We start from the raw sequence: 11,578 nt of genomic DNA on the forward strand, positions 1-11,578 counted from the left end.
TTCTTCTCGGGAGACTGTGTGTGTCGCGGGGCTGTAGCTCAGTTGGTAGAGCGCTTGCATGGCATGCAAGAGGTCCGGGGTTCAATTCCCCGTAGCTCCACAGACGAACGGAAGGCCGTCACCCTCGGGTGGCGGCCTTCGGTCGTTCCCGGGGTCGGCGGGGCCGGTTCGGCTGGCCGGTGGGCGGGTACGGTTCGGCCGGCAGGTCGGGTTCAGCCCGCGGGGCCGGTGGACCGGTGGCCGCGCGGGGTTGGTCCAGCCGCCCGGGGGCGGGCCCTTGGAGGTGCTCGCGCGGGCGTCCGTGGGAGCTTTGGAGGGTGCTCGCGCGGGGCCGGCGGGAACGGATTCGTGGAGCACGCCCCGGAGCGTGTAAAGTGGGCGATGTCGCCGAGGGAAACGGAACGAAACCCCCGGTGACATCGCAGGTCAAGGGGCTGTAGCTCAGTTGGTAGAGCGCTTGCATGGCATGCAAGAGGTCCGGGGTTCAATTCCCCGTAGCTCCACAGGAATCGAAGGCCGTCTCCCGGAAACGGGAGGCGGCCTTCGGCGTTCCTGGGCACCGGCGAGGCCCCTGCGCCCGTTCACCACCCGCGGCCGCTGCGGCGACCGGTTTCGGCGACCTTCCGACGACGGCCCTCGGCGGACCGCTACCGTCGGAGCCATGGCCGATCTGGAGCGCAGACGCAACGAGGAACTCGCCCGGATACTCCACCAGCTCGGCTGGAGCCCGGAGCGGCTCGCCCGCGAGGTCAACCTCACCCTCCCGTCCCGGCTCGCGATCAGCTCCACCGCCCCCTACAAGTGGCGCGACCGGGGCATGGTCCCGCGCAGCCCGCACGACCAGGCCGTCTGCGAGGTGTTCAGCCGCACCCTCGGCATCGCCGTCACCTACGAGCAGCTCTGGGGCCGGATGGGCGGCCACCGCGGCGCCAAGATCCTCTCCCCGCGCCTGCTGACCGACCCGTGGACGGCCGACACCGCCCAGACCGCGCTGCGCGAGACCGCAGCCGACGCCGGACCCGTCCGCCTCACCGACCTCTTCCGCGGCGCCGACCTCGCCGAGGCCGCCCGGCGGCTCACCACCCCGCCCCCGCCGCTCGGCGGCGACGGCGCGCTGCGCGTCGACCCCGCGCTGGTCGGCGAGTTCGCCGCCGCCCACCGCAGCAAGCGGCGGCTGGAGCGGTCCTGCGGCGGCGGACTCGTCCTCGGCCCCGTCCGCGCCGAACTGGCCATGGTCACCAAGCTGTTGGAACTCGGCGCCTACGACGAACCGCTCGGCCGGGCGCTGTACGGCGCGGCCGGCCGCCTCGCCCGCCTCGCCGCCTGGGCCGCGTACGACCTCGGCCACGACGCCACCGCCCAGCGGGCGTTCGCGGCGGCGCTGCGCGCCGCCCACCTCAGCGGCGAGCGGCGGGCCGGGGTGGCCGTGCTCGGCGGCCTCCTGGTCCTGGCCACCGGGAGCGCGAGCGGGCGGGGGCTGGACGCGGTCACGGTGCTGGCCGAGGCGGTGGCGGCGGCCGGCGACGCGCTCGGCCCGGCGGACCGCGCGCTGCAGCTCGGCCGGATCGCCCGCGCGCACGGGCGGCGCGGGGAGGCCGCCGGGTTGGCGGAGGCGGCGGAGCGGGCGTTCGCGGAGCTGGGCGGGGCGATGGGCGGAGAGGTTCGCGGGGAGGCGCACGAGGATGCGGCCGGGGGTGCTGAGAGGGGTGATGACAGGGGTGATGACGGGGGTGCTGACGGGGAGGCGCGGGCGGATCTCGCCGGGATGGTGGGGGAGGGGCACCTGTTCCTCGGCGAGCACCGGCGGGCCCAGGAACTGCTGACGGAGGCGGTGGCGGCGCTCGGACCGGGGCGGGCCAGGGCGCGGGCGCTGCTGATGGTGCGGCTGGCCGAGTCGCAGCGGCTGGCCGGCGCCGCCGCCGAGGCGGTGCGGACGGCGGACCGGGCACGGGCGCTCGCCGCCGGGATGCAGTCGGAGCGGGTGGCACGGGCGTTGCGCGGGATCGACGCGGCGTTCCGCTCGGCGGAGGCGGAGGCGGGGGCGGACCCGGCGGTGGGGGCGTCGCTGGGGGCGTCGGCCGTGGCGGCACCGGGGGTGGCAGCGTCGGCGGTGGTCAGGGGGGCGGTCGCCGAGCCGGGCGCCACCGCGGTGGAGGTGTCGGCGGCGACCGGCGCCTGACGGACGCGCCCGTGGTCTCCCCCCGGATCCGCCCGACCCCTTGCGGTACCCTGAGCCCATGCGAACCGCGCGCCTGCTCCTTAGTCGGCCGCGCTGACCAGGACCGGCCGCGCCCCAGGGCGGAGTCGGAGTCGGCGTGGCACCCCCTCCTGCGAGGGGCTTTTTTGTTTTCCGCCCGGCTTCCCGCCCGGCACCGCCCTGGCCCCGGTCCGGGCACCCCGCCCCGTCTCCGGCTCTGGACGCCGGTTCGCCAACTGACATCGATGGAGCTTTAAGGACCATGAGCGAGACGACCCCTGCGTCCGGCGCGGCCGACACCGCGACCGCGCCGTTCCGGTACAGCGCTGCCCTGGCGGCGGAGATCGAGTCCCGCTGGCAGGACATCTGGGAGAAGGAGGGCACGTTCCACGCCCCCAACCCGGCCGGCGACCTGGCCGATCCCACCGCCGCCGACGTCGCCGCGAAGCCGCACAGCTTCATCATGGACATGTTCCCGTACCCGTCGGGTGCGGGCCTGCACGTCGGCCACCCGCTGGGCTACATCGCCACCGACGTGTTCGCCCGCTACCAGCGGATGAACGGCTTCAACGTGCTGCACACCCTGGGCTACGACTCGTTCGGCCTGCCCGCCGAGCAGTACGCCGTGCAGACCGGCACCCACCCGCGGGTGTCCACCGAGGCGAACATCGCCAACATGCGCCACCAGCTGCGCCGGCTGGGCCTGGGCCACGACCCGCGCCGTTCGATCGCCACGATCGACCCGGAGTACTACCGCTGGACGCAGTGGATCTTCCTGCAGATCTTCAACTCCTGGTACGACGAGCAGGCCCACCGGGCCCGCCCGATCGCTGAGCTGGTCGCCGCGTTCGCGGACGGCACCCGTGAGGTCCCCGGCGGCCGCGACTGGGCCGCGCTGAGCGGCGCCGAGCGCGAGGAGGTGCTGGGCGAGTACCGGCTGGCCTACGCCAAGGAGGTGCCGGTCAACTGGTGCCCCGGCCTGGGCACCGTGCTGTCCAACGAGGAGGTCACCGCCGACGGTCGCTCCGAGCGCGGCAACTTCCCCGTATTCAAGTCCAACCTGCGCCAGTGGATGATGCGGATCACGGCCTACTCGGACCGGCTGATCTCCGATCTGGACCTGCTGGACTGGCCCGAGGCGATCAAGCTGCAGCAGCGCAACTGGATCGGCCGCTCCGAAGGCGCCCGGGTCGACTTCGCCGTCGGCGAGCGGAAGATCACCGTCTTCACCACCCGCCCCGACACCCTGTTCGGCGCCACCTACATGGTGCTGGCGCCCGAGCACGACCTGGTCGACACGATCGTGCCCGCCGCCTGGCCCGAGGGCACCCCCGAGGCCTGGACCGGTGGCGCCGCCACCCCCGCCGAGGCCGTCACCGCCTACCGGGCCGCCGCGGCCGCCAAGTCCGACGTCGAGCGCCAGGTCGAGGCCAAGGTCAAGACCGGTGTCTTCACCGGCGCCCACGCCGTCAACCCCGTCAGCGGCGAGCCCGTCCCGGTCTTCATCGCCGACTACGTGCTGATGGGCTACGGCACCGGCGCCATCATGGCCGTCCCCGCCCACGACCACCGCGACTTCGCCTTCGCGCGCGCCTTCGAACTGCCGATGCGCTGCGTCGTCGAGCCCACCGACGGGCGCGACGAGGACCCGGCCGGCTGGGACGACGCCTTCGACACCTACGACTCCGTCATCGTCAACTCGGCCCACACCGAGGGCACCGAGGACGGCATCTCGCTGAACGGCCTGGGCGTCGTCGAGGCCAAGGCCACCGTCACCGCCTGGCTGACCGCCCGCGGCATCGGCGAGGGCACCGTCAACTACCGCCTGCGCGACTGGCTGTTCAGCCGCCAGCGGTACTGGGGCGAGCCCTTCCCGATCGTCTACGACGAGGACGGCGTCATGCACGCGCTGCCCGAGTCGATGCTGCCCGTCGAGGTCCCGCAGGTCGACGACTACTCGCCGCACACCTACGACCCGTTCGACTCCACCTCCACGCCGAAGACCCCGCTGTCCCGCAACGAGGACTGGGTCAACGTCGAACTGGACCTGGGCGACGGTGTGAAGACGTACCGCCGCGAGACCAACACCATGCCCAACTGGGCCGGCTCCTGCTGGTACGAGCTGCGCTACATCGACCCGTCCAACCGCGAGCGGGTCGTCGACCCCGCGAACGAGCAGTACTGGCTGGGCCCCACCGAGCAGAAGCCCGGCGGCGGCGCCGACCTGTACGTCGGCGGCGCCGAGCACGCCGTCCTGCACCTGCTGTACGCCCGCTTCTGGCACAAGGTGCTGCACGACCTGGGGCACGTCTCCTCCGTCGAGCCGTTCCACAAGCTGTTCAACCAGGGCATGATCACCGCCGACGTCTACCGCGACGAGCGCGGCTTCCCGGTGCCCGCCGCCGAGATCGAGGAGCGCGACGGCCAGTACTTCTGGCAGGGCGAGCCGGTCAAGCGCGAGGCCGGCAAGATGGGCAAGTCCCTGAAGAACGCCGTCGCCCCCGACGAGATCGCCGACGAGTACGGCGCCGACACGCTGCGCCTGTACGAGATGTCGATGGGCCCGCTGGACGTCTCCCGCCCGTGGGACACCCGCGCCGTCGTCGGCTCCTACCGCTTCCTGCAGCGGCTGTGGCGCAACATCGTCTCCGAGACGAGCGGCGAACTGGTCGTGACGGACGAGGAGCCGGACGAGGCGACGCTGCGCGCCCTGCACAAGGCCGTCGACGGAGTCCGCGCCGACATGGCCGGGCTGCGCTTCAACACCGCGGTGGCCAAGGCGATCGAGCTGAACAACTACCTGGTCAAGCGGGGCTCCACGCCGCGTTCGGTGGCCGAGCAGGTGGTGCTGATGGTCGCCCCGCTGGCCCCGCACATCGCCGAGGAGCTGTGGCGCCGGCTGGGTCACGGCGATTCGCTGGCGCACACCGACTACCCGGTGGCCGACCCGGCGTACGTCGTCGACGAGTCGGTGACCTGCGTCGTCCAGATCAAGGGCAAGGTCAAGGCCCGGCTGGAGGTCGCGCCGTCGATCTCGGACGCCGAGCTGGAGGCGCTGGCGCTGGCCGACCCGGCGGTCGTCGCGGCGCTCGGCGGGGCCGAGGTGCGCAAGGTGATCGCGCGGGCGCCGAAGCTGGTCAACATCGTCACTGGCTGAGGCTGGGGCTGAGGCTGGGGGCGGGGCTGGGTGCCGGTTGCCGGTTGCTCCGGTGGGGCGGGCGTTCCTTCTGGGCGCCCGCCCTGCGGCGTTTCGGGGGGCTTCGGGGTTGGGCGGGGTCTTTGGGGTTGGGCGGGGGCGAGAGGAGTGCCGCCGGAAGTCGGGGTTCCCCCCGATGCGTCCCTGAACCTTTCCCTGAACTCGGGCCCGGCACCCCCGAACGGTGGCCCGCCCGGTCGATCCCGGGGCTACGGTGGAACCCTCGGTGGGCCGGCCCGCGTTGGGCCCGGTGGGGGCCGGTTCGGCTGGCGGAAGGCGGCGTGTGATGGAGATTCTCGGGGTGTTGCTCGGAGTCGCCCTACTGCTCGGGCTCGGGGTGGTGGTGCTGGTCGTCATCGGCCTGGTCAAGGCGGCCCGGGCGGTCGGCGAGAAGGTGGAACGCCAGGAGGCCAAGGCCCGACGGGCCGTGGAGAACGTCACGCTCAAGGCGAAGTCCTACACCCAGACCGGTCCGCAGGGGCAGATCTCCGCCGTCCGCCTGGGGCTGCGGACCTCGCTGGACGGCACCCGGCGGGTCCTAGAGGGCGCTGTCGGCCAGGACGGCCAGCTCGGCGAGGCGCTCGCGCTGCTGGACCGGCTGGACGCCCACGCGGCGGAGCTGGACGGCGAACTGCGGATGCTGGAGCGCGAACCGGACGCCGGGAGGGTCGCGGCGAAGCTGCCCGAGCTGCGGGAGCGGGCGGAGCGGATCACGCACTCGGCGGAGACCATGCGGTGGGCGGCGCAGGACCGGATGCACCGGTTCGCGGCCGACGAGCTGGGGCGGCTGAGCCGGGAGTGCGAGGACGAGGCGGGGGCGCTGCGGCACTGGGACGCCGTGCCGGGGGCTCCAGGGGCTCCGGGGGATGCGGCTGACTTGGGCGGGCCCGGTGCTGGTGCCGGCGCTGGCCCTGGCGCTGGCGCGGAGGGTGCTGGTGCGGCGGCCGGTGCGGCGCGGGGAGCCGGTGGCGCCCGGCGCGGGCTCACGGACGGACGGGCCGGTCGGCCCAGCGCCGAGGAGCTCCTCGGCCTCACCGACCCGGTGGCCAAGCTGGCGCAGCGGCTGCGGAAGCCGACCACCGGCCCCACGGCCGGCTGAGCGGCCTTCGGATGCTGCCGACCGGCCCGGGCTGGGAGTAACCTCCGCCTCATGCCCGCCGACCTCGCACTTGTCACCGACTCCACCGCCTACCTGCCCCAGCAGGCCGTCGACCGGCACCGGATCACCGTCGTCCCGCTGAGCGTCGCGGTCGGCGACGAGGTGCGCGCGGAGGGCGTCGAGATCTCCCCGAAGGACGTGGCCGAGGCGCTGCGCGGCAAGCACCGGGTGACCACCTCGCGGCCCAACCCGGAGGCCTTCGCCGCCGCCTACCGGGCGGCGGCCGAGAGCGGCGCGCGCGGCATCGTCTCGGTCCATATCTCCGGCGAGCTGTCCGGGACGGTGGCGGCCGCCCGGCTGGCGGCTGCCGAGTCGCCCGTCCCGGTGCGGGTGGTGGACAGCCGGCTGGTCGGCATGGCGCTCGGGTACGGGGTGCTGGCGGCGGCCGAGGCGATCGAGGCCGGGCAGGAGCTCGACGAGGCGGCGGCGGCCGTCGTCCGCCGGACTGCCGGGACCAGCGGCTTCTTCTACGTCGACACCCTGGAGTACTTGCGCCGGGGCGGGCGGATCGGCGCCGCACGGGCACTGCTGGGCTCGGCGCTGGCGGTGAAGCCGCTGCTGCACCTGGCCGGGGGGCGGATCGAGCCGCTGGAGAAGGTGCGCACCGCGTCCCGGGCGATCGCCCGGCTGGAGGAGATCGCGGTCGAGCGGGCGGGGGAGCGGGAGGTCGATGTCGCCGTCCACCACCTGGCGGCGGAGGACCGGGCCGAGCCGCTGGCGGAGCGGCTGCGGGGGCGGATTCCGGGGCTGCGTGAACTGTACGTGGCCGAGGTGGGCGCCGTGATCGGCGCGCATGTCGGGCCGGGGCTGCTGGCGGTGGTGGTCTCACCCCGGTGAGGTCGCGCGCGGCCGTCGGTCGGGTCCGGCTGCCGGTCGGGAGCGGCGGACCGGACGTCGGGCGTGGACCGGACGTCGGGCGTGGACCGGGCTTCGGGCGCAGACCGGACGTCGGGTGTGGACCGGGCTTCGGGTCCAGGGCGGCTGCGGCGGCCCGATTGTCAATGTCGGTCGGCGTGCCTCACTCGTCGGGGTGTACCCGGCTGTCCACAGCCCCGGGGTTTTCCACAGGATTTCCGTAAATTCCGCGTGCTTCTCGGCCGGTTCCTACCGTGCTCCGCATGACGAACCCGCGCATCGGCGCACGCAAGCGCCACGAGATCCGTCGCGTCAACGAGACCGCCCGCCTACGGATGACGGCCCTGCTGCCGGCGGCGGCCGACCTGCCGGACACCGAGCCCTCGGTGTACACGGCGTCCCCGCCGGGTCGGGACGACGAGGGCCCGCACGGCGGTCCCTTCGAGGGGCCGCCCGAGGGTGTGTCGGGCAGGCCGTCCGACGGTGGCGTAGCCGTGGGCGTGCCGCCGGGGCCGGCGCCCGAGACCGGTGAGCCGGGATCCTCGGAACCGGCGGTGGGCGCGGGTCCGCCGGGTCCGGCGGTGCCGCTGGTGCTGCCGGGGCATCCGCTGACGCTCGAACGCCGGGCCGCGGTCGGGCTGCTCGTGCTCCTGCTTCTCGCCGTCGGCTACGGCGTCCAGCACTTCTGGCTCGCACGGCCGCAACCGGTCGAGGTGCCGGCGGTCTCGGTCGGCCCACCGGCGCCGACCGGGACCTCGGGCGCGGGCCTGCCAGGCGAAGGGCCCGAGGTCCCGGGAGGCGACACCGGCGGAGGGGCTCCCGCTGTCGTGGTGGTCGACATCGGCGGCAAGGTGGCCACCCCGGGCGTCCATACCCTGCCGAACGGCTCCAGGGTGGCGGACGCGCTGCGGGTAGCGGGCGGGCCGCTGCCCGGGACGGACACCAGGAACCTCAACCTGGCCCGCGTCCTGGCGGACGGCGAACAGGTCCTCGTCGGCGAGCCGAACCCCCAGCCGGCGGCAGGAGCGGGCCCGGGACCGCCCCCGGCCGGGCCGTCGAAGCAGCCGGTCAGCCTGAATCGCGCGACCCTCGAACAACTCGACACGCTCCCCGGCGTCGGCCCGACCCTCGCCCAGCGCATCATCGCCTTCCGCGCCTCTCACGGCGGCGCCTTCCGCTCACTCGACCAACTCCGCCAGGTGAGCGGTGTGGGCGAGCACACCTACGCGGAACTCCGGCCGCTGCTCACCCTCTGACAGGCCGTTCGCCGCCCTCGTGCGGCGGCCCCGTCCGTCCTCTCCGCTGCCCTCCCGCGCCAGTCCTCTCCCGCTCCTATCCTCTCCCGCTCCTATCCCCTCCCGCTCCTATCCCCTCCCGCTCCTATCTCCTCCCCTCCCGCTCCGCTCCCCTCCGCGCCGACGAAAGGAGGTACCGTCATCGCCACCCTCCTCGCCCTCGCCCCCGCCCTCGCCCCCGGCACGGAGCCGGGCACCGGCCCCGTCACCGGACCGCGGCCGGGTGACCTTCGACTGCTGCTGCCCGCCGGGGCCGCCTGGGCGGTGACCGCCGGGGTCCTCGGGCCGGGGGCCGGCCACGGCGCGGTCCTCGCGGTAGCGGCGGGCGCCGCGGCACTCCTCGGGCTGCTCCTCTTCCTCCTCGGGGCCCGGGCGTTCACCGGTCCGACCCGAGGGCGCCCCGCCGCCGTGACCGCGGCGGTCGTCCTGCTCACCGCGGCCGCCGCGGCGGCCGCCACCCTCCTGCACACCGCCGATCTGCACCGTGGACCGCTGCCCGAACTGGCCCGGACCGGCGGTCCGGCCCCGGAGGCAAGCGTCGACCTCACCGTCACCGGGGACCCGCGGGTCCGGGTCTCCCGTGGCGGCGGGGCAGGTGCCGGGCAGAGCCTGCTCACCGTGGAGGCGGTCGTGGACCGCGTCACCGTCCCGGACGGCCTCCTGCGGGGCGGACCGGGCCCGCACACCGTCCGGACCCGCACACCAGTCACCGTCCTGGTGCGCGGCGAGGACGTGGCCGCCTGGGAGCCGCTGCTGCCGTCGGCCCGGCTGGTGGCCGAGGTGACCGTCCGGCCGCCGGGAGAGGGTGACCACGAGTCGGCGGCACTGCTGATCGCGCACGGCGGGCCCCGCGCGTCGGCGCCGCCGAGCCTCCCGCAGCGGATCGCCGGACGGCTCCGTGAGGGGTTGCGTTCGGCCACCGACGGCCTGCCGCCGGACGAGCGCGGACTTCTCCCTGGCCTCGTCGTGGGTGACACCTCCCGGCTGCCGGACGACCTCCGGGAGGCGTTCCGGGACACCGACCTGGCCCACCTGGTGGCGGTCAGCGGGGCCAACCTCGCGATCGTGCTGGGGGTGCTGCTCGGCGCCCCGGGGCGTGCCGGGACTGCCGAGCGACGCGGACTCGCCACCCTGCTCGGAATCCCACTGCGCGCCACGGCGCTGGTGGGGGCGGCCGTGACACTGGCCTTCGTCACGATCTGCCGCCCCGAGCCCAGCGTGCTCAGAGCGGCGGGCACCGGGCTGATCGGGCTGCTGGCGCTGGCCACCGGCCGTCCGCGCCGGGCGGTGCCGGCACTGGCCGCCACCGCCCTGCTGCTGATCCTCCTCGATCCGTATTTGGCACGTTCCTTCGGCTTCCTGCTGTCGGTGCTCGCCACGGCCGGACTGCTGGTGCTCGGCCCGCGTTGGGCGGACGCCCTCCGAGCACGGGGCTGGCCGCGGCACCTTGCGGGCGCGGTCGGTGCGACGGCCGCGGCCCAGGCGCTCTGCGCGCCGGTGACGGTGCTCCTCTCCGGACACGTCAGCCTCGTCGGGATCCCGTGCAATCTGCTGGCCGAGCTGGCGGTGGCCCCGGCGACCCTGCTCGGCTTCGCGGTCCTGGTTGCCGACCCGGTCTGCCCGGCGCTGGCCCGGCTCCTCGCCGAGCCCGCCGCGGTGCCGACCGGTTGGCTGGCCGCAGTGGCCAGGCACGGTGCCGAACTGCCGGGCGGCCGACTGTCCTGGCCGGGCGGCTGGTTCGGCACGGTGAGCCTCGCCGTCGGCACGGCCGCACTGTGCTGGACGGTTCCGTTGCTGCTGCCCGGGCGCTCCGCCGGGCCCCGCCGATGGCGCTCCCCGGGCGGATGGATCCGCCCGGTGGTGACGGGAGCCCTGCTGCTGGTCCTGCTGACCGTCCTGTTGCGGCCGCCGCCGCTGGCCCGGATCGCGACCGGCTGGCCGCCGCCCGACTGGCGGCTGGTCATGTGCGACGTGGGACAGGGCGACATGGTGGTGCTGTCGGTGCCGCCCGAGGGCGGAGGGCCGCCGGACAGTGCGGTGGTGGTGGACGCCGGCCCGGATCCGGGGGAGGCCGACCGCTGCCTGCGGGATCTCGGGATCGACCGGGTGCCGCTCTTCCTGGCGACACACTTCCACGCGGATCACGTCGAGGGGCTGCCGGGAGTGCTGCGCGGCCGGAGGGTCGGGGCGGTGGAGGGCACGGTGGCGGACGATCCGCCGGGCGAGGCCGCCCGGGTGGCGGACTGGGCGGCGCGGGCCGGTGTTCCGTTGGTGCGGGCCGCGCCCGGTGAGCGGCGGTCGGCGGGGCCGGGGGTGTCGTGGGAGGTGCTGTGGCCGGACGGAGAGGAGTTCGCGGCGGTGTCGGGTCCGAACAACGCGAGTGTCGTGCTGCGGGTGGCGGTGGCGGGAGGTCTGCGTTTCGCCCTGTTGGGCGACCTGGAGCCACCGGCCCAGGAGATGTTGCTGAGCCGGCTGAGGGCGGCCGGGAAGGAGAACGAGGTGGACGTGCTGAAGGTGGCGCATCACGGCTCGGCCTATCAGGACTGGGCGCTGACCGCGGCGTTGAGTCCTCGGCTGGCTCTGATCTCCTGCGGGGAGGGCAACCCGTACGGCCACCCGTCGCCGCGGACGGTGGACCGGCTGAGGGCTCTGGGCGCCACGGTGCTGCGCACCGACCGGGTGGGCGACATCGCGGTGACCGGTGAAGGGCCGGGAGACCTCGGTGCCGCCGTCCACCCGCACGGGGAGCGCCCCGGCCACGGCCGGTCCGGGGCCCGGTCCGCGCGGGCGGCAGGGCCCGGCACCGCGTTGGCGGGGGGGGGGGGGGGGGGGGGCCCCCGCCCCCCCCCCCCCCCCCCCCCCCCCCCCCCCCCCCC

General features: G+C 75.0%; 6 protein-coding genes and 2 tRNA genes. All 8 read left to right on the plus strand.

Annotation, left to right across the window (positions count from 1 at the left end; all coding sequences use genetic code 11):
* Positions 1 to 27: 27 nt before the first annotated feature.
* A tRNA-Ala gene (locus SM793_RS35250) sits at positions 28 to 100 on the plus strand.
* A gap of 330 nt (positions 101 to 430) precedes the next feature.
* A tRNA-Ala gene (locus SM793_RS35255) sits at positions 431 to 503 on the plus strand.
* A 158-nt stretch (positions 504 to 661) separates the two neighbouring features.
* Positions 662 to 2,179 (plus strand): hypothetical protein, encoded by a 1,518-nt coding sequence (locus SM793_RS35260; RefSeq protein WP_320442423.1) that lies wholly within the window; start codon positions 662 to 664, stop codon positions 2,177 to 2,179.
* A gap of 280 nt (positions 2,180 to 2,459) precedes the next feature.
* Entirely contained in the window at positions 2,460 to 5,354 is a 2,895-nt protein-coding gene (leuS, locus tag SM793_RS35265; protein ID WP_320442424.1) for a leucine--tRNA ligase, read from the plus strand.
* Positions 5,355 to 5,679: 325 nt separating this feature from the next.
* The gene (locus SM793_RS35270; protein ID WP_320442425.1) at positions 5,680 to 6,492 is read left to right on the plus strand and encodes a hypothetical protein; all 813 of its coding nucleotides are present in this window, start codon (positions 5,680 to 5,682) and stop codon (positions 6,490 to 6,492) included.
* A 51-nt stretch (positions 6,493 to 6,543) separates the two neighbouring features.
* A complete protein-coding gene (locus tag SM793_RS35275; protein ID WP_320442426.1) occupies positions 6,544 to 7,389 on the plus strand; it encodes a DegV family protein in 846 nt (281 codons plus the stop codon).
* A gap of 281 nt (positions 7,390 to 7,670) precedes the next feature.
* The gene (locus SM793_RS35280) at positions 7,671 to 8,663 is read left to right on the plus strand and encodes a helix-hairpin-helix domain-containing protein (protein WP_320442427.1); all 993 of its coding nucleotides are present in this window, start codon (positions 7,671 to 7,673) and stop codon (positions 8,661 to 8,663) included.
* Between the two features lie 303 nt (positions 8,664 to 8,966).
* A partial coding sequence (locus tag SM793_RS35285) for a ComEC/Rec2 family competence protein (RefSeq protein ID WP_320442428.1) occupies positions 8,967 to 11,578 on the plus strand: 2,612 nt, incomplete at its 3' end.

The sequence above is a fragment of the Kitasatospora purpeofusca genome, from assembly GCF_034043715.1.
GTDB classification, from domain to species: domain Bacteria; phylum Actinomycetota; class Actinomycetes; order Streptomycetales; family Streptomycetaceae; genus Kitasatospora; species Kitasatospora purpeofusca_A.

Bases quoted from the DNA above. Each gene is read 5' to 3' on its own strand.
- SM793_RS35260 (WP_320442423.1), top strand. From the start codon at position 662: ATGGCCGATCTGGAGCGCAGACGCAACGAGGAACTCGCCCGGATACTC.
- leuS (WP_320442424.1), top strand. From the start codon at position 2,460: ATGAGCGAGACGACCCCTGCGTCCGGCGCGGCCGACACCGCGACCGCG.
- SM793_RS35270 (WP_320442425.1), top strand. From the start codon at position 5,680: ATGGAGATTCTCGGGGTGTTGCTCGGAGTCGCCCTACTGCTCGGGCTC.
- SM793_RS35275 (WP_320442426.1), top strand. From the start codon at position 6,544: ATGCCCGCCGACCTCGCACTTGTCACCGACTCCACCGCCTACCTGCCC.
- SM793_RS35280 (WP_320442427.1), top strand. From the start codon at position 7,671: ATGACGAACCCGCGCATCGGCGCACGCAAGCGCCACGAGATCCGTCGC.